At 55.6% G+C, this 24,817-nt stretch carries 18 protein-coding genes; 14 read left to right on the top strand and 4 right to left on the bottom strand.

Annotated elements, in window-relative coordinates; genetic code table 11:
* Positions 1 to 91 precede the first annotated feature (91 nt).
* From EXY20_RS09425 to EXY20_RS09400, 6 genes are all read left to right on the top strand, one after another.
* On the top strand, positions 92 to 985 hold the full coding sequence (locus EXY20_RS09425; RefSeq protein WP_135550123.1) for an NAD(P)-dependent oxidoreductase: 894 nt from the start codon (positions 92 to 94) through the stop codon (positions 983 to 985).
* 112 nt (positions 986 to 1,097) lie between these two features.
* Positions 1,098 to 3,416 (top strand): helix-turn-helix transcriptional regulator, encoded by a 2,319-nt coding sequence (locus EXY20_RS09420; protein ID WP_135550121.1) that lies wholly within the window; start codon positions 1,098 to 1,100, stop codon positions 3,414 to 3,416.
* Between the two features lie 201 nt (positions 3,417 to 3,617).
* Complete coding sequence (locus EXY20_RS09415) at positions 3,618 to 5,285, top strand: type 2 periplasmic-binding domain-containing protein (RefSeq protein ID WP_135550119.1); 1,668 nt, start codon at positions 3,618 to 3,620, stop codon at positions 5,283 to 5,285.
* A gap of 78 nt (positions 5,286 to 5,363) precedes the next feature.
* Positions 5,364 to 6,284, top strand: a complete 921-nt coding sequence (locus tag EXY20_RS09410) for an ABC transporter permease (RefSeq protein WP_135550117.1) — start codon at positions 5,364 to 5,366, stop codon at positions 6,282 to 6,284.
* 18 nt (positions 6,285 to 6,302) lie between these two features.
* Positions 6,303 to 7,208, top strand: coding sequence for a carbohydrate ABC transporter permease (locus EXY20_RS09405; RefSeq protein WP_135550115.1), 906 nt, complete (start codon positions 6,303 to 6,305; stop codon positions 7,206 to 7,208).
* Positions 7,209 to 7,227: 19 nt separating this feature from the next.
* Positions 7,228 to 9,069: a heparinase II/III domain-containing protein gene (locus EXY20_RS09400; protein ID WP_135550112.1), complete on the top strand. Its 1,842-nt coding sequence runs from the start codon at positions 7,228 to 7,230 to the stop codon at positions 9,067 to 9,069.
* 16 nt (positions 9,070 to 9,085) lie between these two features.
* Here EXY20_RS09400 and EXY20_RS09395 read toward each other — a convergent pair whose 3' ends face one another.
* The 3 genes from EXY20_RS09395 to EXY20_RS09385 form a co-directional block, all read right to left on the bottom strand.
* Positions 9,086 to 10,645 carry a response regulator transcription factor gene (locus EXY20_RS09395; RefSeq protein WP_135550109.1) on the bottom strand — a complete coding sequence of 520 codons (1,560 nt, stop codon included), beginning with the start codon at positions 10,643 to 10,645 and terminating at the stop codon, positions 9,086 to 9,088.
* Complete coding sequence (locus tag EXY20_RS09390) at positions 10,642 to 12,432, bottom strand: sensor histidine kinase (protein ID WP_135550107.1); 1,791 nt, start codon at positions 12,430 to 12,432, stop codon at positions 10,642 to 10,644. The genes EXY20_RS09395 and EXY20_RS09390 overlap by 4 nt, the downstream gene beginning before the upstream one ends.
* A 116-nt stretch (positions 12,433 to 12,548) precedes the next feature.
* Positions 12,549 to 13,478: a U32 family peptidase gene (locus EXY20_RS09385; RefSeq protein WP_235885506.1), complete on the bottom strand. Its 930-nt coding sequence runs from the start codon at positions 13,476 to 13,478 to the stop codon at positions 12,549 to 12,551.
* A 280-nt stretch (positions 13,479 to 13,758) separates the two neighbouring features.
* Here EXY20_RS09385 and EXY20_RS09380 point away from each other — a divergent pair, with 280 nt between their 5' ends.
* The 8 genes from EXY20_RS09380 (at position 13,759) to EXY20_RS09345 (ending at position 23,395) form a co-directional block, all read left to right on the top strand.
* Complete coding sequence (locus tag EXY20_RS09380) at positions 13,759 to 15,108, top strand: ABC transporter substrate-binding protein (RefSeq protein ID WP_167859112.1); 1,350 nt, start codon at positions 13,759 to 13,761, stop codon at positions 15,106 to 15,108.
* A 69-nt stretch (positions 15,109 to 15,177) separates the two neighbouring features.
* Complete coding sequence (locus tag EXY20_RS09375; protein ID WP_207671244.1) at positions 15,178 to 16,044, top strand: carbohydrate ABC transporter permease; 867 nt, start codon at positions 15,178 to 15,180, stop codon at positions 16,042 to 16,044.
* A 12-nt stretch (positions 16,045 to 16,056) separates the two neighbouring features.
* Positions 16,057 to 16,887 carry a carbohydrate ABC transporter permease gene (locus tag EXY20_RS09370; protein ID WP_135550101.1) on the top strand — a complete coding sequence of 277 codons (831 nt, stop codon included), beginning with the start codon at positions 16,057 to 16,059 and terminating at the stop codon, positions 16,885 to 16,887.
* Between the two features lie 46 nt (positions 16,888 to 16,933).
* Positions 16,934 to 17,713, top strand: coding sequence for an SDR family NAD(P)-dependent oxidoreductase (locus EXY20_RS09365; protein WP_135550099.1), 780 nt, complete (start codon positions 16,934 to 16,936; stop codon positions 17,711 to 17,713).
* A 58-nt stretch (positions 17,714 to 17,771) separates the two neighbouring features.
* On the top strand, positions 17,772 to 19,115 hold the full coding sequence (locus tag EXY20_RS09360; protein WP_167859111.1) for a family 4 glycosyl hydrolase: 1,344 nt from the start codon (positions 17,772 to 17,774) through the stop codon (positions 19,113 to 19,115).
* Positions 19,116 to 19,150: 35 nt separating this feature from the next.
* Entirely contained in the window at positions 19,151 to 20,128 is a 978-nt protein-coding gene (locus tag EXY20_RS09355) for an aldose 1-epimerase (protein WP_135550095.1), read from the top strand.
* A 34-nt stretch (positions 20,129 to 20,162) separates the two neighbouring features.
* Positions 20,163 to 20,975, top strand: a complete 813-nt coding sequence (locus EXY20_RS09350) for an HpcH/HpaI aldolase family protein (RefSeq protein ID WP_135550093.1) — start codon at positions 20,163 to 20,165, stop codon at positions 20,973 to 20,975.
* A 26-nt stretch (positions 20,976 to 21,001) separates the two neighbouring features.
* Complete coding sequence (locus EXY20_RS09345) at positions 21,002 to 23,395, top strand: beta-N-acetylhexosaminidase family protein (protein ID WP_135550091.1); 2,394 nt, start codon at positions 21,002 to 21,004, stop codon at positions 23,393 to 23,395.
* Positions 23,396 to 23,581: 186 nt separating this feature from the next.
* On the opposite strand, the gene EXY20_RS09340 is transcribed toward EXY20_RS09345, so the two are convergent.
* The gene (locus EXY20_RS09340; protein WP_135550089.1) at positions 23,582 to 24,817 is read right to left on the bottom strand and encodes an IS110 family RNA-guided transposase; all 1,236 of its coding nucleotides are present in this window, start codon (positions 24,815 to 24,817) and stop codon (positions 23,582 to 23,584) included.

The following is a 24,817-nucleotide window of genomic DNA, read 5'->3' as shown; positions in this document are numbered from 1 at the left end:
TCCTCCCCGGGATCGCCGGGGAGGACGGACGGCTTCCCATTGCGCAGGCAGAATAAAGTGATCGCAATCCGACAAGAGAGGTGCAAACTCCATGAGCGCAATAAAAACAATCGGTTTTATCGGTCTTGGCACGATGGGCGCGCCGATGGTCCGCAATTTGCTCAAGCACGGCTACGAAGTCATCGTCTATAACCGCGATGCGGCCAAGGCGGCCGAATTTCAAGCTCATCCGCAGGCGAGGGTCGTGTCTTCGCCGGCCGAAGTCGCGCAACGGGCGGTGCTGGTGTTTACGATGCTGGCCAATCATCAAGCGATCGAGGACGTGTATTTTGCCGACGCGGGGCTGATCAGTGGCCTGGAACGGGAAGGCGCCCAAGCGAAAATCGTCGCCGATTGCAGCACGGTGGCGCCGGAGATGAGCCTGCGCCTGGCCGAAGCGCTGGCCTGCAGCGGCATTGAGTTTCTCGATGCCCCGGTGACCGGGAGCGAGCCGCAAGCGATCGAAGGGGTGCTGACGTTCCTCGTCGGCGGCAAGCAAGAAACGCTTGACGTCTGCATGGACGTGCTGCTCGCCATGGGGAAGAAGGCCGTGTTTTTCGGCGACAACGGAGCGGGCGCCAACGCGAAGCTGGCGAACAATACGCTGGCGGCGATCAATTTGCTTGCCGTAGCCGAAAGCGTGCGCATGATCGAGCAGTCGGGCGGCGATCCGCGGCTGTTCCTGGAGGCGGTGGCGGGCGGCGGCGCAAGGAGTTGGATGGCGGAGGCCAAAGGCCCGAAGATGCTGGCGAACGATTATACACCGAATTTCTCCGTGGCGCTTATGCACAAGGACTTGAGTCTGGCGCTGCAATTGGCCGAGTCGATCGGCCTGCATGTTCCGTTGCTGGAGATCGCGCGCAGCCGCTACGGGGAAGCGTGCGACCGCGGCTACGCGGGCGAAGACGTAAGCGCGGTGTATAAGCTGTACGGGCCGCAGAGATGATGCGGCCGCGGCACGGGCAGGCAGGACTGGCGGCATAGCCGGGCAGCACCGGGAGCAATCCGGCCGTTGCCCGGCTTCCTCGCTTGGACGGGGCGGCACAGAAAAGAAGGGGGTGTTTCAAATCGTACGAAACTGGCTGCGGAAAAACAAAACAACGGTCATTTTTTTGAAGCGCTGCCTGAAATATTTGGCGATTCTGGCCATTCTTCTGCTCATGGTATCCCCGCTTTTGTTCAAATCCTACGCATTGGCCAAACAACTGGCAATCAATACGAGCAAGGTCAAGTTGAAAGAAGGCATCGACTCGCTCGAAGCGCAAATTGTGAAGGCACAGGAGATTACGAACCTGCTCCGCCAGGAGGAAGTGTTCAAGCGGCTGTTCTTCCTGAAGGGGCCGCCTCCCAGCGAATATTACGTGGATTTCAACGTCCTGCAGTCGAAGCTCAAGAGCTTGTCGCTCACGCAGGATATGTTGTCCAATGTCTATATTATGTTCCGGGACAATCCGGTCTACATCTCCAACTACCTCTCCTCGGACAATTACGCCGATATTTACGCTAATTATTACCATTATCAAGGCGTAACCGTTAACGAATGGCGCGACCGCTTGTTCAAAGAAAATTACAATGTGAAGTTTTTTACGCAGAACCGGGTGTTCTCCTACTTCTACGACCGCAATGATTTCGACGGCGTGACCGTATTGATCAACAACTCCTATTATAATTCCATCGATCAACAGAGCGTCATGGCCATCGATTTCGACAAGAAGGATATCGTCGACAAAATTTTATACGAGGACCAGCTCCAGGGCTATTTCGCCTATATAACCGACAATGACGGAAACGTTGTTCTGTCCCATCATTTTCCGGAAAACGCAATCCGCCCCGGCCTGAAAAACGCGGATGAAGTGACGCTGGGATCGCAGAAATATATCGCGCTGACCTACTCTAGCGGCATGCTTGGCATGCATGCCGTTGTGGGCATTCCGCTGCAGTCGATCAAGACGAACGTCAATTCCTTGCTGGAGCTGGTCATTCTCTATATCGTGCTGGGCACGCTGCTCATCGCCTTGCTGTCCATGCTGTTCTCCATGAAAGAAACGATGTGGCTCAAGCGGCTGATCGAGGCCGCCTCCCGATCGAGCAATACGATCTTTACTAGCAGCAACGAATATTCGTATCTCAATCATGCCATTACGAGAATCAGCACGATCAACGAGGAGCAGCTGTCCCGCATCGACGCGCTGAACGATTCCATCAAATATTCCGTGCTCAAAAATGCGCTCATCCTGGGCGTATATACGGAAAGGGAAAAGCAGGAGGCGGGAGCCTATTTTGGCGGCAGCTTCGACCGGTTCTGCGTGGCCAAAGTGAGCTATCGCCTGGATGACAGCAGTCCCGTCGATCTGTCCATCCAGCAAAATATCGTCCTGGAGCTGGAGCATTCGTTCCGGGCGATCGTAGACACCGACTTCGAAACGTTGAACCTCCATACCAACGAAACGATCTTCGTCATCTTCCTGGATCGGATAAACAGCTCGTACATCGACTCGATCCAAATCGGGTTGACGGAGCTGATTCGAATGATCAACGTAAATTCGCCGATCTCGCTAACGATCAATATCGGCCTGAGTCCCGTCGTTGTCGGCATCCAGCAGGCCAAAACGGCGTACCAGCAGGCGATGTGCGCGCTGAGCATTCACGAGAACGACGTTTCCGGCGGCGTTTACGTCTATGAGCCCGCTGCGGAAAACGCGGACAAACCTCCTTTCGATATCGCCATCCTGCTGAAGCTGTACGACGCGCTGATCGCGGGGGAGAAGAAAATCGCCGCGCAAATTTTTGCCGACAGTCTGCGGAGCATGGCGAATTATGCCTTGACCGAGCAGGAGCAGCTGCAAATTTTCTATTCCTTCCGGCAAATCGTGGACAACGCCTGCAAGGCGATCGTCAGCAAGCGGTTCGACGCGGACGGGCGGCTTGCGCTATCGCTTCCCGAATACGGCCAGATGAACGACGTGATCAAGCTGTTCCATGAATTGAACCAGGCGAGCGCAAGCTTGTGCGATGTCGTCATCGGCAACAAGAAGAGCAACAACGAGAAGCTGAAGATCGATATTATGAACTATATTCACGACCATTATGCCGATCTCAATCTGTCGGCCGGCAGCATCGCGGCGCAGCTGCTGATCTCGGAGAAATACGTCTTTTCGTTCGTGAAGGAGCAGTCGGGCAAAAGCTTGGGGAATCTGGTCGAAGAGGTGCGGTTGTCCCATGCGGAACGCCTCTTGCGGGAAACGGAGTTTGCGAACGGCAAAATATTGATGATGTGCGGGTTCGGCAGCGAAAAGACATTCTATCGGGCTTTCTCGAAAAAGCACGGCGTTTCGCCGACGGTATGGCGCGAAAACAATAAAAATCCGACCGTGTGACAGCGGGCGGAGAAAGTGACAGTGCCGAATCTTGCTCCGTGACAGAAGGAGCCGCAATTGATCGTTTATCGCCGGGGACGGCTTCCTATACGATAGCGTTGCAAGCGGTTGCAACAAATCCGCAACCCATCCATTGGGAGAACAAGAGGAGGAGTCAAATTGAACACACCTGCACGTCGATCAAGAACGAAGCTTGGAACGGTGGTTGTTTTAACGGCATGCCTGCTGATGGCATTGCTGGCGAGCTGCAGCTCCGGCAGCAAACAGGGGACGGCGAGCGACCCGAGCGCGAGCCCGAGCCCGAGTGCGGGCAACTCGAACGCGGGGGGTTCCGCCACTCCCGGCGTCAAAACGGCTATTACCGTTGCCGTACAGTCGCAGCCCGGCGTCGAGGACCGCAAAACGAACCAGTTCACCAAAATGCTGGAGGCAAAATTCAATGTCGACATGAAATTCGTCGAGCTTCCCGCCGATATCAACGAAGCCAAAACGAAGCTGGCGCTTATGGTATCCTCCGGCACGGCGCTGCCGGATATCGTCAATATTCCGCTGGACGAAGTAACCGCTTACGATTACGCCTCCAAGGGCGTCTTCGTCAAGCTGGACGACTACTACAAGGATCCCGCGGTAGCCGTCAATTACAACAGCATCGTCGATCCGGACAAGAGCTTCATTTATAACAATCTGAAGCTGGCGGACGGAAGCGTGTACGCATTGCCGAATTATGTCGCGCTGAACTGGAACGAAGGCTCGTACCGGGCATGGATCAATTCGGACTGGCTGGAGAAGCTGAAGCTGCAGATGCCCGCTACAACGGACGATTTGTACAATGTGCTAAAGGCTTTTGCGGAGAAGGATCCCAATGGCAACGGCAAAAAAGACGAAATCGGCATGGTAGGCTCGAAAAACGGCTGGGGCCAAAATCCGATGGTCTATCTGATGAACTCGTTCATCTACGCCAACCCGGACAAAGGTTATCTGAACGTCGAGGGGGGCAAAGTCGTCGCCTCCTTCATCCGGCCCGAGTGGAAGCAAGGGCTCGAGTATATGAACAAATTGGTCAAGGACGGCCTGCTGTCCCCGCTTTCCTTCACGCAGGACTCGAATCAGCTGAAGGCGCTTGTCAACGTCGAGGGCGGCATGGCCGGCATTACCACCTCCGGCAGCTACAGCCTGTACACGCCGGCCATTCTGCATAATAAAATGGCGCTGCTCGCGCCTGTTAAGGGACCGGGCGGCAAAGCCTTCACGCCTTATAACCCGACCTTGCCGAGCCGGATGTGGTTTATTACGAAGGACAGCAAAAATCCGAAGCTGGCGTTCCAGATCGGCGATTATATGTTGAACCAGGACGTTTCCAAAATTAGCCGTTACGGCGAAAAAGGCGTCGATTGGTCGGACGATCCGGCGATCACCGCCCAATACGTCGGGGACTTCGAGGTGAGCCACGGCATCAAGACCGGAATCGCCATTCTCAATCCGAAATTCTGGGGCAATCCGCAAAACAAAAACTGGCAGGACATCAACCCGGCCTACCGGCCGCTTGCTTTGAGCCGAATCTCTTCCTCCACGAAACGGGGAGAAACGGATCCGAACGCGTCCCCCAATTTCCAGCCGGACTTCATGAATATGTATGTGCCGGGTTTCCCGAAGGAGGTCATTCCGAGACTCAGCTACACCGCCGACGAACTGAAAAAAATCGCCAACAGCAAAACGGCGATCGACTCCTATGTGACGGATACGGCCGTAGCCTTCATCACCGGGAATATGCCGTTGTCGCAATGGGATAAATATTTGTCCGAGCTGAACAAGATGGGGCTCGACAGTTATCTCGCCACGGCTCAGGCGGCCTACGACCGCACCAAATAAAAAAATGGCATCGGCGGCTTTGAAATGCATTCGTATTTCAAGGCCGCTATCCTATGTGAGATTGGAGCGTCTTCGCTTATGCCATGGACGAACTTTCGCAAAAATTATGTGTCCAACTGGCAGCTCTACGTGCTGCTGCTGCCTTCGGCCGTGTTTATCGCTCTATTCGCCTACGTTCCGATGGCCGGCATTCAAATCGCCTTCAAGTCGTACGATTTTGCCAAGGGCGTATGGGGCAGTCCCTGGATCGGATTCGAAAACTTTCAGCGCTTCTTCGACTCCTACCAGTTCTCGACGATTCTGATCAACACGATTACGTTATCGTTCTACAGCCTGATCGTTTCGTTCACGCTGCCGATCATGTTCGCGCTGATGCTCAATTCGTTCGTCAGCCGGAAGTTCAAGAAGCTGGTGCAGACGATTACCTACATGCCGCATTTCATCTCGACTGTCGTCATCGTCGGCATGCTGATTCAAATCTTTAATCCGCGGACAGGCGCGCTCGGCGCGATGTATACGTTCATGACGAATACGATGCTGCCCGACGCGTTTGCGAAGCCCGACGCCTTCAAGCATCTGTACGTCTGGTCCGGCATCTGGCAGAGCATCGGCTGGGGCAGCATTATTTACATCGCCGCCTTGTCGTCGGTCGACGAGGAGCTGCACGAGGCCGCCCAGATTGACGGCGCATCGCGGCTGAAGCGGGTGATCCATATCGATTTTCCGTCCATACTGCCGACCGCAACCGTGCTGCTTATTCTGGCCGTTGGCAACATTATGGACGTCGGCTTCGAGAAAGTGTTCCTGATGCAGAACAGCCTGAACATCAGCAGCAGCGAAGTGATTTCGACCTATGTGTACAAGGTGGGGCTGACGATCGGCAGCGGCGATTTTTCGTTTGCGACGGCGATCGGCCTGTTCAATTCGGTGATTAATTTCTGTCTGCTCGTTGTCGTGAACTTCGCCGCAGGCAGGCTTGGCAAGACCAGTCTGTGGTAAACCGCGAGGGAGAATGCCATGAGTGAAAAGAAGAACGGCTTTGCGACGCATCCCGCTTCCGACCAGGTTTATTTCATTGTGTCTGGCATCATCTTGACGGTTGTGCTTCTGGCGGTCGCTTATCCGCTTGTCTACGTGCTGTCCGCTTCCTTCTCTTCGGGCAGTGCCGTATCCTCGGGCAAGGTGCTGCTGTGGCCCGTCGATTTCAGTCTGAACGGCTACGAGGCCGTGTTCAAGCATAAGGACATCGTCCGCTCCTACGGCAATACGATTCTGTATACGGTGCTCGGTACGGCGATCAACGTGGGGATGGTGATGACCTGCGCCTTCGCCCTGTCCCGCAAAAAACTGCGAGGCCGCAACGTGTTTATGTTGGTTTTCACCTTTACGATGTTTTTCAACGGGGGACTGATCCCCTTCTATATTTTGATGAAAGATTTGAGCTTGCTCAATACGATGTGGGCGATGGTGCTGCCCGGCGCGCTGTCGGTCTACAACATGATCGTCGCCCGCACCTTCATCCAGTCGACCATTCCGAACGAGCTGTTCGAGGCCGCCTCCATCGACGGCTGCAGCGATTTCCGCTTCTTTTTCTCCTTCATCCTGCCGCTTTCCAAGGCGATCATTGCCGTCATTGCCTTGTTTTCGGCGGTCGGCCACTGGAACGCGTATTTCAACGCACTGATGTTCCTGAATGACAGAAGCCTGTATCCGCTGCAAATCATCCTGCGGGAAATATTGATTATGAATCAGGTGGACGCCAAGATGATCATGGACCCCGAGCTGCAGGAGGCAAATGCCCAGGTGGCCGCAGTGTTGAAATACTCCTTGATTGTCGTCGCGACGCTGCCGATTCTGTGCGTGTATCCGTTTATTCAGAAATATTTTGTCAAAGGCGTCATGATCGGTTCGCTCAAAGGTTGAACTTGCGGAGGGGTTAAAGATGAGTATCGGAATGAGAGAGATCAGGGAAGCCTTGCGGGGCGGCGACAGGGACGGTTATACGTTGTTTCCGGAAATCCGCCTTGATGTCAATCGGGCCAGGGTGAAGGAGCATCCGGTCGCCCGGCGAAAGGCCGACGAATTATTGCGCTTCGCGGATGCCGTCAAGGATGCGGAGCCGCAGCGGATGAGCTTCGCCGCGTTCCGGCTGTTCGGCGAGACGGGCGATCGGAGGCAATATCAGACCCAATACTTCAACAGCCGCAAGGAGACGTATTCGCTGGCGCTGGCGGAAGTTATCGAGGATAACGGCTCGTATGTGCAGGCGCTCGAGGAAAGGCTGTGGCTGTGGTGCGATCTGTATACCTGGGACATACCGGCGAGTGTGCCGCTCAGTCCCGGGGAGATTGAGGAAGCGAAGGTGGAGGCGGACGAGGTCGTTGCCTTGTTCGGCTCCGAGACCGGGTTTTATATGGCGGAAATCTTGTCGGTGGTCGGGCATAAGCTGCATCCGCTGCTTGTTCACCGGTTGAAAAAACAAGTGTTCAGCCGGATCATCGACTCCTACAGGCGCCGGACGTTCTGGTGGGAGGAGGTTGCCATGAACTGGGCTTCCGTCTGCGCGGGTGCCGTCGGCTGCGCGGCGCTCTATCTGATCGAGGACGCCGACGAGTTGAGCGTCGTCGTTAGCCGTATCCTGGCAACGATGGAGACGTATTTGTCCGGCTTCGACCGGGACGGCATCACGGCGGAAGGGCTCGGCTACTGGACGTACGGCTTCAGCTTCTATGTTTATTTCGCCGAATTGCTGAAGGAAAGGACGAACGGCCGGCTGGATTTGATGGATGCCAGGCCGATCCTGCGCAGAATCGCCGAAATGCCGCTGTATACGCAATTGCCGGATTCGACGATGATCAACTTCTCCGATGCGCCGGGATCGGTATGGCACGGGGAATACGGGCTGCTGTGCCGGCTCTCCGAGCGGTTCGGCATCGCGGAATACAAGCTCCCGGAGGAGTCGAGTCTGTACTACGACCATACCAACAAGTGGGCGCATCTGTCGCGCAGTCTGTTTTGGGGGCTGAATGCCGGTGCTGAAGGCAGCTATACGCCCCGAACGGGTTGCTTCTATTTTCCGGAGAGCCAGTGGCTGATCGACCGCCGCGGCGGCGGGGCGGAGCCGTTCCGCGCGTTGGCGGTCAAAGGGGGACATAACGGCGAGCCGCATAATCATAACGATCTGGGCCATTTTATCCTTCATTTCAACGGGGACAACCTGTTTTGCGATTTGGGGGCGCCGGAATACGTCAAAGCGTTTTTCAGCGACCGGCGGTATACGTTTCTCCATGCCTCGTCCGAAGGGCATTCGGTGCCGATCGTCAACGGCCGTGCGCAGGCGGCCGGCGCCGGGCATTATGCCAAGGTTGTCGATTTCGCCGAAGGCGCGGATATCCGGTACGCGCTGGACCTGACGGCCGCATACGATGCGGCCGAGTTCGGAATGGAAAGCTATATCCGCCATTACTGCTGGCATCCGGACCGCAACGAGCTTACGATCGAAGACCGCTTCGCTTTTGCCGCAACGTCCAATACGATCGAGGAGGTGTTTGTGACCCCCTTCCCGGTGCAAGTCGTCCGGGATGGCCATCTGCGTATACATGGGGAGCATTCTTATGCCGAGCTGCGGTTCGATCCCGCCGCCGCGGTCCGCGTGCGCGAGGAAGCATACAAGGCGCATTCGGGGCGGGACGAGACGGTCAACCGGATTGTGATCGCGATCCGAGCGGATTCGGACTGCGTTGCGGTCGGCACCGCAATCAGGGTAGCGCCAGGAGTGGTTTAATTGGCCTCATCAGACGTCAGGAGTCCGGAAACGTATATTGCGACGGAGAGACGCCTTTGATTTTGCGGAACATGCGGGTAAAGGAACTCAAGTTCAGGTAGCCGAGCTTCTCCGAAATATCGGTGAGCGTGGCGCCGCTGCGAAGCATTTGTTCGGCCAACTCCACTTTGACGGCCAACAAGTAGTCAGTAAAGGACTGGCCGGTTTCAAGCTTGAACAGCTTGCTGAAGTAGTTGGGACTAACATGGAGATAGTCCGAAATGTGCTGCATGCTGATATCGTCGAACGGGTGTTCGCGGATATAGTGCTCGGCGGCTTCGACCAGCTTGCGCCTGTCGGAAGACGTATAGCCGGTCTGCAGCGACGCTTCCAGCCGGCGAACGGCTGCGGCGACGCACTCGATTTCCTCCTGCATCGTAGCATGCTGACAAGAGGGAGGGCCATACGGATAAACCGGATGGCCGAGCTTGCGGCCGAACAGATCGATCTGCAGGTTCAGATCGTGGAACAAATGTTGCATCAGCGTTGGCTGAGGGAACGGGGCGGACAGCAACCGGGAAACGGTTGCAAGCGATACATGCAGGTCGTTCCAGTGCAGCAATGGGAGCATGCGGAGGAAGGCGGCTTTCCAGGCAAGCACAGACTCCGGCAACGTATCGACCGGACCCGGGCCGAAGATCAGGCGGGACGTGTGCGGATAGTAATCCAGGGCCAGCAACTGCTCCGCCTCTCTGTCGGCATCGAGCCATCTCGTGCAGTCGCGGAATTCGCCGCTGCAGGCGACAGAGATGTCGAAGCCGAGGTAACGCTCGACGGCTTCAATCAGAAGGTCCGGGCCGGGCGCGGCACCCTCGGCAAAGCTAAAAATCGCTCGCCACATGCGTTGCCGCACATCGGGGACGATGCCGATCAACGTATCCCGATACAATTCGCCCGCGACATTTTCGATCGCGTAGCCGATTTTATCCAAGTCGGCAGGATCGAAGGACTTGCCGGTGCGCGCCAGCGTATCCAGCCGAATGACCCAGGCTGCACAACCATCCTGCAGCGCCGGAATGCCGCATTGCGCCAATTTATCGCCGAACGCGGCCGGATTGGCGTAAATGCCGTTCAGCCAATCCCGCAGCAGCGTGTTTTTCGTCAGCCGAACCAGATCGCGCTCCAACCGGCGATCGCCGGGCTTGTCGTCGTTTTGCCGCCATTCGCGTATGACGGCCGCAAGCTGCTCGATATTTTGCTGCAAGTGCTCGATTTCCATCGTCGATTTGACAACAAAGTCGTGCACGCCGAGGCGAAGCGAGCGCCGCACCATATCGAAATCTTGGTTGCACGTCAAAATAATGAATTTGCTTTCCGGCCGGAGCGGTTTCACCCGTTCGATGAAATCAAGGCCGTTCAGCCGCGGAATGCCGATGTCGACGAGCGTGATGTCCGGAAGATGGGATTCGAACAATTCCACCGCTTCCATCCCGTCCCGCGCTTCGCACACGACCTCCATGCCGAGCTGCTGCCAGGGAATCATCGATTTGATGCCGAGCCGTACGAGCAAGTCGTCTTCCACGATCATAACTTTCATTCCGCTTCACCCTCCTCGCGCTCACTGTACGGAATCCGCAAAACGAATGTGCTGCCCGCCCCCGGTTCGCTCTCGATTTGAAGCTGAAAGCGTTCGCCGAATTTGAGCCGCAGCCGCCGAATGACGTTGCGGATGCCGATGCCGGAATCGGTGCGCCGCTCTTCCCGTTCGTCCGCTTCCGCCAAGATGCGATTCACTGTCTCTTCGGTCATGCCGACACCGTTATCTTCGATCGAAAAAACCAGGTCGTCTTGCATTCGCTCACATCGGATCGCCAGCTTCGGCATTCTTCCGTCAAGTGCGGTAAAGCCGTGCAAAATGGCATTTTCGACGAACGGCTGCAATGTAAGCTTGGGAATCGGCACATGTTGTGCCCCGGGATCGATCGCGATCGTTGCGTCGATCGGCTTGATCATGCGAATTCCCTGGAACGAGATGTAGCTGCGCACATAGTCCGCCTCTTCCCCGACGGTGCTCCAAATCACGCGATAATTGCTCAAGGTGTAATTCAGCATGCTGGCCAGATGAATAAGCGCTTGTGCGATTGATTTTTCACCCTTCATCTCCGCCATCCAGCGGACCGAATTGATCGCGTTGTGCAGAAAGTGCGGACGAATTTGCGACTGCAGCAGGTTAAGTTCGAGATTCAGCTTCTGAGCTTCGTCCTCCTTGATTTGGCGAAACTGCTCCTGGATGCGCTCCAGCATTTGGCCGATGCCCGTCGACAAGATCTCGATTTCTTCGACGCCGCGGTATTCGTAGCGCCCGGCATTGTCATGGATGCGGAACTGCCGGACGAGCTTGGCCAGCCGCAAAATCGGAATCATCACTTTTTTCGTCAGGATGTACAGAATGAATATGATGACGAAGAGCGAGGCTCCGGTGACGAGCAGCGTGTAAAGCCACGTTTGGTTGCGTTCGGATACGAATGTTTCCATCGGCGTCAACGCGACGAGACGCCAGCCCAGGTAAGGAATGCTGCGGCAGGACCCGAGATACGTGCGATGGTTCCATTCCAGATGAGTGCTGCTGTAGTCGACGCCCGGTTCGCTGCAGGGGACGATCGCCTGGTTGGCAATTTCCGTCGAAATTTCCTTCGTATCTCCGCTCGCAAACAACACGCTGCCGTTGCGCGAGGCGATAAAGGCGACAGTGGAGGAACTGAACTGAATCTGATTCAACAACCGCTCAATGAGCGATTCGTTGATCAGCATGACGATCAGACCGAGGTATTCGTCGCCGTTGACCAAATTTTTGACAATGTAGACGATGCCGTTCCGCCGCAAGTGGCTGTGAAAATCGGGAGCGACGTTGTAGTAGATGACGTTTTTGTCGTATTTGATGTTGTCATCGTACCAGGAAAACGAGCGAACGGTCTGTCGGAGCGATTCCTCTTCGTCCTCGAGCAGAGTCGAGTCGCTGTAGACTTGCCCCGTCTTGTCGATTAAGGCCACATTCAGCGGAACGCGAAGGCCGTAAGCATCTGCAAAAGAACGAAGCTTCATCTCGATCTTCGGCCTGCCGACTTGTTGCGACAGCGACTGCAGAGCTTCGAGCAGTTCCGTATCTTTGGCGTAGGCGCGCAAATTATCTTCGAAATGGTTGATATAAAAATCGAGATTGATCGACAGCGAATCCATGTTTTTGGAAATCGACCGGTCGTAAAGCCGTTCGATCTTGGTCGTGAACTGGTTGCCCAGAATATAAGCCTGCAGCAGTACCGGCAGCAAAATGAAAAGCGACAATACGATAACGGTAATGAGTTTCCATCCCTTGCGGCTTCTCATGAAGGCAACAGTCCCGTCCCGATCGATTTCTACTCTGCCGGCAGCGCACGGTTGTTATGATTATAGACGAGAGATCGAAACTTGCGCAATGTTCAAATCATCGGCGAAAGGAGCGCCTATACGACAGGTACCCCGATGCCGGCGGCACCCGGTTCGGAAGTACGCAAACCGTCGCCGAAACGCTTGATAAACTCGTAGCCGATCGCAGCACGGCGCACCCGTTCGCGGGTAAGCCGTACGGCCGTTTCCTCCAGATGCGTGCCGGACGGGTATATATTCGGCGCGTTGCGCAGACCGAATTTGACATAAATCGGCGCGGCTACGCGGACGATCTCCGCGATTTCGTAATAGCGCACGAAGCCGCCGAAATCGTCGGGAACTTCGACATACAAGTCGATGGGAATGTCCACCGCCTGACGGATTGCGGCTAGCCTGGCCAAGGTCAAATCGGTCGGCACATTGTAAGTATCGGCTCCCGCAACGCTCGCCAGATGAATCGAAACGGGATTGGCCGCTCCGAGCGATACCGAAACTTTTACGACCAGATCGGACGGCAGCTCGCCTGCCTGCTTAAACGCGTTAACGGCCCACAGCACGCCTTCGTCGGCGACAAGCACGCCGCGTATGCCGAGCGCGCACGCCCGTTTCACATCTTCGAGCGAATAGACGACCTGGTCCATGCCGCAAGCGCGCAGCCCGATGCTTTTACCCGCCGAAGTAAACGGCTGCGCCTGAATGTCGAACGTAGCGCGAGGACCGACGAACAGGCTGACTTCGATGCCGTGGTCGTGTCCGATTTGCGCCATTTCGCGAATTTCCGGGTCAGTCAACAGCATAATGCCGCTCCCTTGCGACATGCGATGAATCGGAATCCCGTACCGTTGTTGTTCTTCGACAAGCGAGCGGAAAGCGGCAGGACCTTCCACGGACGGAATTTCGATCCGATAGTGGGCACCATCCGGAAATGTTTTCGCGGAGGTGGGCAAACTGTGCAAATCGCCTGCGGGAAACCCCAATTGTACGAGCAACTGTTTTGTCTTATCGATTGCGAGCCTCTCCTTTCGAGTTGGGCAAACGGCCTCCGGCAACGATCCCCCGAAGTTCACCATCATCTTAGAATAAAAAAAAATCGACGTCAATCAGAATGCTGAATAATGTTCAGTATGATAAACAAGTGGAATAAAATGATAAACGGATGGCACAAATTGATAAACGCGCGCCGACGGCGGCGTAAAATGGTAAAGCATTCGGCTGCTGCTGTCATTCCGTTCCTTTTGGCCACGCATTATAATGGGGGGGAATTCAAATGACGAGAGGGGTACAGCTATGGTGAAATGGGGAAAAGCGTTATCCGTCCTCGCGGTTGCGGCGCTGGCGGCAAGCTTGGTCGGTTGCTCCGGCAAGCAGGCGGACAATCAGCCCGGCAGTGCGAAGGGGACGGCGACGCCGAAGAAAGAAGATGTCAAGCTTGTATTCTGGAACTCCGGTTATCCGACCATCGACGCGAACAATAAAAATAAGACGCGCGAAGAGTTTTATATCGTTCAGGCGATCAAACGATTCGAACAAGCGCATCCGGGCGTAACGATCGAGCTTCAGGACATTCCGTCCAACGATCAAATGTTCACCAAGTTCCAAACCGCCAGCATTGCCAAAAACGGCCCCGACTTGACGATCCTTTGGTCAGGCTCCTACATGCTGAAGTACAAGCAGTTTCTGGAGCCGATGGACAGCTATTTCACCAAGGAGGAGCGGGCCCGGATCGCCGGGTGGGATGCCGTGGCGGAAGGGTTCAAGCCGGACGGCAAGCTCTATGGCGTGCCTTTCTCCACGGATGGCATTTTCGTGCTCTTCTACAACAAGAAAATTTTGGCTGACGCCGGCATCGATCCGGAGAAAAACCCGGCCAAAAACGTGAACGATTTCATCGCCATGCTGCAGAAAATCAAAGACAAGGGCGTTACGCCGCTCGGGCTGCAGATGCCGGTCAACTTCTGGCACATCCCGTCGTTCTGGATCGCGCAGACGTTGACTTCCGCCGGTCTGGACGAACTCGTGCAAGGCAAGCGCAACTTCAACGATCCGAAACTGGCCGCCATCATGAAGAGCTGGAACCAGCTGTACGACAAAGGGCTGACGATGATGGACGGGTCCAACCAGGCAAGGCAGCTTTTCTACAAGGGCGAAGTCGCGATGGTGCTGGCCGGCAACAAAACGATCACGGAAGCGCGCAAGGCGCTTGGCGACAACTTCGGCATGATGAAGGTGCCGGATTACAACGAATCGGTGCAAATCCACGACGGCGGGGTAGGCGGAGTCGGCAATGCGTTCGTCGTGACGAACTACTCCAAGAACAAGAAGGAAGCGGTCGAATTCATCAAGTTTCTGATGAGCAAGGAGGAGCAAATCAACAAGATCAAGACGGGGGAAGGCTCGCTGACGATTGTGAACGACATCAATACGAACGATTACATCGACGAGCCGCTCATCCGCACGATGCAGGATTGGGCAAGCAAGCCAAGCGCCATTTTCTGGCCTGACAACGTGTTCCCGGCGGAGCTGACAAGCGAGATCGCCTCCATGCAGGCACTCGTGTTCACAGGCAAGATGTCGCCGGAGGAGTTCCTCGACAAGATGGACAAAAAACGGGACGAACTGCTGAAGACGAAGCAATAGGGTGGCTGAAAAGAGGGCCTTTCCCCGTATCGGGAGAAAGGCCCCTATGCGAGCGGGAGGAGATGAAGGTTGAATCAGCGCAGGGAATTTACGATAGGCTATTTGTCTCTGATACCGGCTTTTTTATTGCTTGCCGTTTTCAAAGGATATCCGATGATCAATACGTTTTATCACAGCTTGACCGCGTGGGATGGCGTGAACAGTTCGTTCATCGGGCTCGACAACTTCCGTTCGATTCTGGCGAGCGGCGACCTGTTGCTCATGCTGCGCAACAACCTGATTTTTTTGCTTAGCGTTCCCGGTATTTTGGTTCTTTGTTTGATCGTATCGGTGCTGCTGTTCGAGGAAGTGCCGGGTTGGCGGGTATTCCGCTCGATCTATTATTTTCCGACCATATTGTCTGCCGTCGTCATCGGTTTTTTGATGAAATCGATGTTCGCTTCCAAGGGGCTCGTCAACGCCTTGTTGGCGTCGGTCGGGCTCGGCCACTGGAGCGTCGATTGGCTGAACGTCGTGCCGACGGAGTTTATGATTTTGATATTTTGCTTTTATTGGCAAACGTTGGGGCAGGGGGCATTGATCTTTTTGTCCGGCATGTCGACCATTTCGCAGGAAGTATTCGAGTCGGCGCGCATCGACGGGGCCAATTGGTGGCAGCGGCTGTACCGCATTGTCGTTCCGCTGCTGGTACCGACGATCTTCTATTTTACCGTGACGAATGTTATCTACGTGTTTATCGGGCTGTTTTCGCTCGTCTATTCGGTGACCGGCGGCGGTCCCGGTTACGAAACGACGCCGATCGACTACATGATTTATTTGCAGGCGTTCAAGAGCGGCAAATTGGGGTACGCTTCCGCGCTTTCCGTCTTCCTGTTCGTTATCGTCATGTGCATTACGTGGGTGCAGTTGAAAATGTCGGAACGATTCAGCGATTGAAGGAGGCTAGCGATGCGTTCCACAAGGCATAGGGCAAGTCGAGCGGTTATTTTTTGCCTGCTGCTCGTCATCGGCATCGTGGCGGTTTATCCGCTGCTTTATATGGTGACCGGCAGCATGAAAACGTCTCTGGAGTTCGTCAGACATCCGGCCGCGTGGCCGGAAGGATGGTACATCGACAATTACAAGGCGCTGTTTTATCGGTTTTCCTTGCTCCGGCTGTTCACGAATACGTTTATTTGCGTGCTGGGCGCTTTCCTGCTGACGCATGCGGTGACGATCCCCGCATCCTACGCGTTCGCCAAGCTTCGGTTTCGCAGCAGGCTCGCGCTTTATACGGTGATGATCGCCACGATGGCCATCCCCGGCATCACGTTTATTATTCCGAACTTTCTGTTGATGTCGCGCATGGGGCTGGTCGATCATTTCGGTTCCGTGATTCTGATGTGGAGCGTCGGAGCCGTGCCGGGAAACGTATTTCTGATGACGTCGCTGATGCGCGGCATGCCGGACGAGATGCTGCAAGCGGTGAAAATCGACGGGGCGAGCTATGTGCAGTTGATGCTTCGCATCGTCATTCCGATCAGTTTGCCCGGAATCGTTACATTATCCATTTTCAATACCACATCGTGGTACAACGATTTGATGACGCCGCTCATCTATTTGCAATCGGATCAGATGAAGACGATGACCGTCGCGGTGGCGACCATTCTGGGCCGATTCGATTCCGATTATCCGCTGCTGTTGTCCGGGTTGGTGCTCGTTTCGCTGCCGCCGGTGCTCATCTATTTGCTGCTGCAAGGATACATTCGCAAAGGGCTCGTTGTAGGATCGATCAAATAACGCGATAATGGAGGAACGAACAAATAGATGGAAGGATGAGCATGCGATGAATAAGGAGCAGGGACGCTTGAAAGGCAAAGTGGCCATTATAACCGGCGCGGCCTCGGGGATCGGCAAAGGAACGGCGCTTCTGTTCGCCGAAGAAGGGGCGAAGCTCGTCCTGGTGGACCGGGATTCCGAACGGCTGCAAACGACTGCGGCGGAAATTCGCCAGGCCGGCGGCGCCTGCGAGACGGTGCTTGGCGACGTCTCCTTGCCGGAAACGGCGGATTTGGCCGTGTGTACGGCGCTGGATGCATTTGGCGGCGTGGATGTGCTGTTTAACAATGCCGGCATCATGCCGGTCGGCGATATCGTCGATTACCCGTTGTCCACATGGGACGAAGTGATGAACGTGAATGTCAGGTCGATGTTCCTTCTCTCCAAACGCGCCATTCCGGAAATGTTGAAGCGGGGCGGCGGCTCGATTGTCAATACTTCCTCCGTCATGGCGAGTTTGACCGAGCCGGGCTACAGCGCCTATACGGCGTCCAAGGCGGCGATTATCGGCCTGACCAAGGAAATCGCCGTGTCTTACGCCGAGAAAGGGATTCGCTGCAACGCCATTGCTCCCGGCTGGGTAGAGACGGATATGAATGTGAAGCTCGCCGAAAGCGTCGGCGGGATGGACAAATTGTACCCGGTCATCAAACAGCAGCAGCCGCTCGGACGGATGGCGACGCCGCGCGAAGTCGGCTATGCGGTTTTGTTTCTCGCTTCCGACGAAGCTTCGGCGGTAACCGGCTCCTGTCTCAGCGTCGACGGTGCGGCATCGGCGGCAATTTGACGGTTTCGTCCGTGGCGATGCGGCTTGTCCAAAACCAACCATGCAGGAGGACTTCACCATGACGAAAATCAGTATTATCGGCGCCGGCACGGCGGTGTTTTCCCTCAATTTGATCCGGGATATCTGCCTGACGCCGGGTCTTGAGGGAAGCACGATCAGCTTTATGGACATTGACGAAGACCGGCTGCGCCATGCGCACGCGCTTTGCCGCCGTTATGCGGAAGAAGCCGGCATACGGCTGACGCTCGAGCAAACGACCGATCGGCGGGAATCGATCCGTGGAGCGGATTTTGTGATCAATGCGGCGCTTGTCGGCGGTCACGACCGTTTCACGCAGGGCTGGGAAGTTGCCCGCCGACACGGGTACCGCTTCGGCGGCAGCTTGCATGTGATGCACGACGAAGGATTCTGGATCAACTACGGACAACTGTCATTAATGGAAGAAATTTTACAGGACATCCTCGAAGTCTGCCCGAATGCCTGGTACATGCTGGTGGCCAATCCGGTCATGGCCGGCGTGACGTATTTGAGCCGCAAATACCCGCAGGCGAAGCTGACCGGTTTTTGCCACGGCTCGAACGGGGTGTACCGCATCGCCGAAACGCTGGGGCTCGATCCGGCGCGGATCACGTTCGAGGTGCCGGGCATCAATCATTTCATCTGGTTGACCGAGTTCCGTCATAATGGGCAGGACGCTTTTCCGATTCTGGATCGGTGGGTGGAGGAGCAGGCGGAGCGATATTTTGCAACGTGCAAAAATTGCGACGCCATGGGGCCGAAGGCAGTAGATTTGTATCGCAAGTTCGGCGTTTTCCCGATCGGCGATACCGGCAATCCCGGGGGCGGCGCCTGGCCGTACTGGTATCATGCGGACGAGGAAACGCAGCTGCGATACAAGGACGATCCGGACGCCTGGTTCGATCGTTATTTGCATAATGGCAGCGAACGAGTGGAACGGATTCGCGAAGTGTCGGCCGATGCGTCGCGCAAGGTTACGGACGAATTCCCGCCGGTCCATTCGCGCGAGCCGATGATTCCGTTTATCGAAGCGATCGCCTGCGACGTGCCGCGTGTCCTCGTGCTGAACGTGATGAATGACGGCGACTTCGTCCCCGGCATCCCGCGCGATTTTCAAGTGGAAATTCCCTGCTATGTAAGCGCGATCGGCGTGCAGGGGATCAAGACGAAAGGGCTTCCGAAGCCGGTCATCGAATATGCGCTTCGCGATCGCGTCGCTTCTGTCGAAACCGAACTGAGCGCATTCGAGAACGGCAGCTATGACGATCTTGTCAAGCTCGTGCTGATGGATCCGTGGACCCGTTCGGAGCGGCAGGCCCGGAACATGATCGATGAAATGCTGGCGCTGCCGGGATTGGAACCAATGAAGGAGCATTACAAGTAAACATACCGGGCGGCACAACGAAAAGAGGGACAGGAATGACAGCTTCGATCGAGCATGTCGATTTTCACGGCGAACCGGCCGTGCGCGCGTGTAACGGGCAACTGGAGATGACCGTCGTCCCCGGATGGGGGAGCAATCTGATTTCGCTGCAACATAAGGGCAAACAGGTCGAACTGCTCCGCGTTCCGGAAGATGCGGCGGCCTACCGGGCAGAGCCGATTTTATTCGGCATCCCCGTGTTGTTTCCTCCGAATCGGATCGAGGACGGCACCTTCACCTTTGACGGCGTTACGTATACATTCAACATGAACGAACCGGAGGACAACAATCATTCGCATGGCGTGCTGTTTGAAGCGAAATGGAAGCTGGACGCGGCTGAACATACGGAACACGGCGCGGTCGTTCGAACTTCGATCGATTCAGGCGAGCATCCGGACATCTTGGCGCAGTTTCCGCACCGTTTTCAGGTGCGCTTGACCTTTCGCCTGGAAGAAAACGCCGTTTACCAGGAAGCTGCCATCGTCAACAAGGACAATCGGCCGTTTCCGTGGGGGTTCGGCTTTCATACGACATTCCGTTTTCCGTTTCGTGCGGGCGATTCGCTGGAACGCTGTACATTCGCTTTGAACGTGGACCGGCAATGGGAGCTGAATGAGCGGTTTTTGCCGACAGGCAGAATCTTCGATATTCCTTACAAGGAACAGCTGAATAAAGGCAAAAGCCTGGCCGGCCATCCGCTCGACGACGTGTTTGCGACCGCGGAGCAGGGCGAAAATGAAGCGATCCTGCACGACGGCAATATCGGACTGCAGGTGCGTTACCGTTGCGACCGGACATTTGGTCATTGGGTCGTTTACAATGCGGATGCCCGGCAAGGGTATCTATGCCCCGAGCCTTACACGTGGGTTACCAATGCGCCCAATCTGCCGCTGCCGCGATCGTTGACCGGGCTCAAGGTGCTGCAGCCGGGGGAACAGATCGTACTGACGACGGCGATGATCGTGGAAGGGTAGCGCTAGCAGGCATGCTCACAAGGAGGAGCCATTCATGGATGCGATCAAGCTGCAAGAGGCATTAAGAAGCGGGCAACGGGTATACGGCACGATGATTACGTCCCCTTCGCCCAAATTGCCTTCCTATATCGGGCAATTGGGGATGGATTTTGTCTTTCTCGATACGGAGCATATTGCGATCGACCGGCAGCAGTTGTCGTGGATGTGCCATACTTACCGGGCGCTCGGACTCGTTCCGATTGTGCGCCTTCCTTCACCGGATCCTTATGCGGCGACCATGGTATTGGATGGGGGAGCGAACGGCGTCATCGCGCCGTACGTCGAGACGGTCGAACAAGTGCAAGCGCTGCGCGGAGCGGTAAAATTTCGTCCGATCAGAGGGCAGAAGCTGGAGGAGATGCTGGCGGGAACGGCGCCGGGCGGCGAAGAGATGGCGCGGTATATGCGTGCCCACAATCGGACGAACCTCTTGATCGTCAATATCGAAAGCAAGCCGGCCCTGGACGCGCTGGACGACATCCTTCAGGTGCCCGATCTGGACGCAGTCCTGATTGGACCGCATGATCTTTCCTGCAGCCTGGATGTGCCGGAGCAGTACGATCATCCGAAATTTCTGCAGGCAGTTGACGAGATTGTCGCCAAAGCCCGGCGCTGCGGGGTAGGGGCCGGCATCCACTTCTGGATCGGAACGGAACGCCAAATCGAGTGGGCGCGCAAAGGGTTGAACATGATCGTGCAAAGCTCCGATATCACGGCATTTATCGAGCATCTGGGCGACCAATTCACGGAAATCAGACAGGCGCTCGGCGACCGCGTATCCGGCGGTGCGGAAAGCATCAACATCTAGGTTGAACATAAGGAGCGAAAAACGCAATGAATGGTTACCTGGATTTGTCATCGGCAGTTGTCGTCAGTAGCGGCAACGGGTCGGGACCGGAAAACAAGGCCGTCCAAGTGCTGATTGAAGAGGCGGCCAAACGTACCGGGCGATCGTGGATTCATGCCCGCGAGCTTCCGCAAGACGGTTTGCCTGCTATCGTCGTAGGCTCCAAGCGTCTATTGCGCGCCATTGTGCAACCTTTCGCGGAGCAATTGCCGGAGGTCGAGCGGCTTCAACCCGAAGGTTATGTCATCAAGGTGCTGCATAATGGCAGCGCGGCGACCGTATGCATTATCGGCGCCGATGCCCGGGGCGTGTTGTTCGGGGTAGGCAAATTTTTGCGCAAGGCGCTGCTCGGCAAGGACACGGTGCGTTTCGACGCGGGCATTTGTTTCGTAAGTTCGCCCTGTTACCCGATTCGCGGCCACCAGCTCGGTTATCGGCCGAAGACGAACGCCTACGATGCCTGGACGTTGGAGCAATACGACCAGTACATTCGCGAACTGGCTTTGTTTGGCGCGAGCAGCATCGAGCTGCTGCCGCCGCGAACCGATGACGATGCCGCCGGTCCGTTGATGAAGGCCGACCCTCTGGAGATGATGATCGCGCTCTCCGCTTTGATCGATTCCTACGGGTTGGATGTGTGGATCTGGTATCCGAACATGGCGGACCTTGTTGACGATCCGCAGACGAGACAGTCCGAACTGGCAGAGCGGGACGAAATATTTCGCCAATTGAAGCGAATCGACGCCGTCTTTATCCCGGGCAGCGATCCCGGGGCGATGCATCCCGATCTGTTGTTCGCATGGGCGGAAGAAGTCAAGCGGCTGCTGAACCGGCATCATCCAGGCGCCAAGCTGTGGTTGTCGCCTCAGGTGATGGATGGCGAACCGAAAGTATGGCTTGACGCATTCTATCGACAGATGAACAAGGAACCGGATTGGCTGGGAGGCGTCGTGTTCGGCCCGCATGTGGACGAGCTGCTGCCCGATTTCCGCGTCAAAATACCGGCGAAATACCCGATTCGACGTTACGAGGACATTACCCACAATTTCCATTGCCAATATCCGGTAGTGGATTGGGACGCCGCTTATGCATTGACGCTGGGGAGAGAATGCTACAATCCGCGGCCAGTGGCGGAGAAACACATTCATAACGTGTTTGCGTCCTACGCCCAAGGAAATATTTCGTACTCGGAAGGCATCAACGACGATGTGAACAAGTTCGTCTGGAGCGACCAGGACTGGGATCCGCAAACGCCGGTGCTGGAAACGCTGCGCGATTATGCCCGGTTGTTCGTCGGCTTCGAATATGCCGAAGGCGTGGCGCAAGGCTTGATGGCGCTGGAAGAAAATTGGCATGGACCGCTTCTGGCCAACGACAAGGTGGAGGTAACGCTTCAGCAGTGGCAGGAAATGGAGGAAACGGCGCCGGCGCAGGTGTTGCACGACAATTATCGCTTTCAGATGGGGCTCATTCGCGCCTATTATGACGCTTATACGAGAAGGCGTCTTATTTATGAGACGGAACTGGAATACAAGGCAAAGGACGCGCTTCGGGCGGCGACGCGGACGGGAAGCTTGTCCGCGCTCGAGCAAGCCGAAGCCATCCTGCTCCGTGCCCGGACAGAGCCGGTTGCGGAAGATTACAAGCAGCGTTGCCACGAGCTGGCGGACGAACTGTTTCGCAACATCGGCTCGCAGTTGACGGTGGAGCGTCATCAGGCGATTGCGACCGACAGGGGCGCGTTCCTCGATACGATCGATAGTCCGCTAAACAACGCCGATTTCCTGCTGACCGGATGCAGGCGGATTCGGGTCTATACCGGCGAGGAGGAGCGGTTGCGAGGAATCCGCAAGCTGCTGGGGCGCACCAGTCCGGGGCCGGGCGGCTTCTACGATAATTTCGGCTCCCATGCAAGCGGCAAAAGGGTGCTGGCCGGGCTCGGCTGGGAGCGCGATCCCGGTTATCTCCAATCGCCGCGAGTAGCTCACGCCGTCTATATGACGGCATTGACGGAACAACAGAAGACGGCTGCGGGAGGCGTTCCTTTAGCCTGGGTCAGTCATATCAACGCGATGACGGATACTCCGATTACGCTTCGTTATGACAATCTGGATCCGGCGTCCCGGTATACGTTGCGAGTGGTGTTTATCGGAGATACGAGCTCCATCGCTCATCCCCGCGATACATGGATCGGCATTACGGCGAACGACCGTTATGCGATAGCGAACGATGTGCTGATCGAGCAAGGGATCGCGACGAATTTCGAAGCTTCTGTGCCGCAGGAAGCGAATGCTGACGGAACGGTTCAGCTGACTTTCCGCAGGGAGCGGGGGTTCAAACGAGTCAATATCGCCGAAATATGGCTGATTCGGCGCGATTGATCAATATCCGGCTGTTGTCGGGTTAATGCGGAACAACAAAGGAATGGCGAAATAAGCCATCTTTTATGAGACGGGCGAAATGAAGCAAATAAGCCATTTTTTATTTTATACGAAAATGGGTTTTTGGGTTTCATGGTGGGTTTCCTCGTTTTGACGCAAAAAAACCTACTCCCCGAAAATTTCTTTTCAGAAAGCAGGATGGTTATCCTGTATTTGTATGGCATACCCCATGGACTTGATTTTACTGACCCAGTAATCAAGTCCTTTTTCCTTCTTGGGCAAGTAGTCGAACCCTAACTCCTGATACGTCGTTTTATCCCGCAACATACAATAGCAGATTTTTAACAGTAAATGGGCCGTCGCGATCGCTGCCTTCTTTGGTCCTCGTCGTTTCACCACTCTGCGATAAAAGGCAGCCACTCGTGTGTTTTTCGACTTCGATGCGGCCCAAGCAGCCTGGCATAAAACGGCTTTTAAGCCCTTATTGCCTTTATTCGTTTTCGAACTTTTCTTCCTGCCGGCACTTTCATGATTGCCCGGACAAACAGCCGCCCAGGAAGCGGCATGATGTTCCGAAGGGAAAACCGACATATCTGCCCCCATCTCCGCTAGAATGCTCGCCGCAGCATCCTCTTGTATCCCGGGAATGGTAATCAACAGGTCGACCTCCGCTCGGTAGGGCTGTAACAGCCGATCAATTTCGACTTGCAGTGCCTCGATATTCGCTTCCACTTGACGCATGTGGCTCAAATGCTGACCGATCATAAATCGATGGTGCGTCCGCACGCGTCCGTTCAACGCTTCGATCAAGACAGGCACTTTATTCTTTAACGAAGCAAATACCATCTTCTTCACGGAACCCGCATCGAGCACTTCTCCATTGACGAGTGCTTCTAGAAGCGTCAATCCGGACTTGCCAAACAAATCGGACACGTAAGTGGTTAGCTTTATGTTGGCATCTTGCAAAATCTTGTGAATCCGATTCTTCTCAGAGGTCACTTGCCCTTGCAGTTTCCGCCGATAGCGGGTGAGATCGCGCAGGTCACGCATGTCAACCGGCGGTACAAAACTGGGCTCAATCAATCCGCAGCGGAGTAGCCCTGCGATCCAAGCGGAATCCTTCACGTCTGTTTTCCGCCCGGGAACGTTCTTATTCTTTTTGGCATTTCCCAGGACGAGCGTAACGTGTCCCTCCAAGATGTTCCAGATGGCTTTCCAGTAAACGCCCGTGCTTTCCATGGCGACGTGCGTGCACTGTTTTTCGGTTAGCCAGTCTAGTAACGTCAGCAACTCCTTCGTTGTGGTCCCAAACGTGCGGATCTCTTGATTTGGCTTTCGGTCCAAAGGACCACTCAACACACAAGCAACAACGGTTTCTTGATGTACGTCTAACCCCGCACATCGTTCTACGATCGCATCCAT

The sequence above is a fragment of the Paenibacillus cymbidii genome (assembly GCF_004764705.1).
Taxonomy (GTDB): Bacteria; Bacillota; Bacilli; order Paenibacillales; family NBRC-103111; genus Paenibacillus_AN; species Paenibacillus_AN cymbidii.
Note: the sequence above shows the minus strand (reverse complement) of the source record. Positions and strands in the feature narration are given on the sequence as shown.

Excerpts from the sequence above, each read along its gene's own strand:
- EXY20_RS09365 (WP_135550099.1), top strand. The coding sequence starts at position 16,934 with ATGAATAAGGAGCAGGGACGCTTGAAAGGCAAAGTGGCCATTATAACC.
- EXY20_RS09360 (WP_167859111.1), top strand. The coding sequence starts at position 17,772 with ATGACGAAAATCAGTATTATCGGCGCCGGCACGGCGGTGTTTTCCCTC.
- EXY20_RS09345 (WP_135550091.1), top strand. The coding sequence starts at position 21,002 with ATGAATGGTTACCTGGATTTGTCATCGGCAGTTGTCGTCAGTAGCGGC.
- EXY20_RS09400 (WP_135550112.1), top strand. The coding sequence starts at position 7,228 with ATGAGTATCGGAATGAGAGAGATCAGGGAAGCCTTGCGGGGCGGCGAC.
- EXY20_RS09380 (WP_167859112.1), top strand. The coding sequence starts at position 13,759 with ATGGTGAAATGGGGAAAAGCGTTATCCGTCCTCGCGGTTGCGGCGCTG.
- EXY20_RS09405 (WP_135550115.1), top strand. The coding sequence starts at position 6,303 with ATGAGTGAAAAGAAGAACGGCTTTGCGACGCATCCCGCTTCCGACCAG.
- EXY20_RS09355 (WP_135550095.1), top strand. The coding sequence starts at position 19,151 with ATGACAGCTTCGATCGAGCATGTCGATTTTCACGGCGAACCGGCCGTG.
- EXY20_RS09370 (WP_135550101.1), top strand. The coding sequence starts at position 16,057 with ATGCGTTCCACAAGGCATAGGGCAAGTCGAGCGGTTATTTTTTGCCTG.
- EXY20_RS09390 (WP_135550107.1), bottom strand. The coding sequence starts at position 12,432 with ATGAGAAGCCGCAAGGGATGGAAACTCATTACCGTTATCGTATTGTCG.
- EXY20_RS09395 (WP_135550109.1), bottom strand. The coding sequence starts at position 10,645 with ATGAAAGTTATGATCGTGGAAGACGACTTGCTCGTACGGCTCGGCATC.
- EXY20_RS09425 (WP_135550123.1), top strand. The coding sequence starts at position 92 with ATGAGCGCAATAAAAACAATCGGTTTTATCGGTCTTGGCACGATGGGC.
- EXY20_RS09340 (WP_135550089.1), bottom strand. The coding sequence starts at position 24,817 with ATGGATGCGATCGTAGAACGATGTGCGGGGTTAGACGTACATCAAGAA.
- EXY20_RS09410 (WP_135550117.1), top strand. The coding sequence starts at position 5,364 with ATGCCATGGACGAACTTTCGCAAAAATTATGTGTCCAACTGGCAGCTC.
- EXY20_RS09350 (WP_135550093.1), top strand. The coding sequence starts at position 20,163 with ATGGATGCGATCAAGCTGCAAGAGGCATTAAGAAGCGGGCAACGGGTA.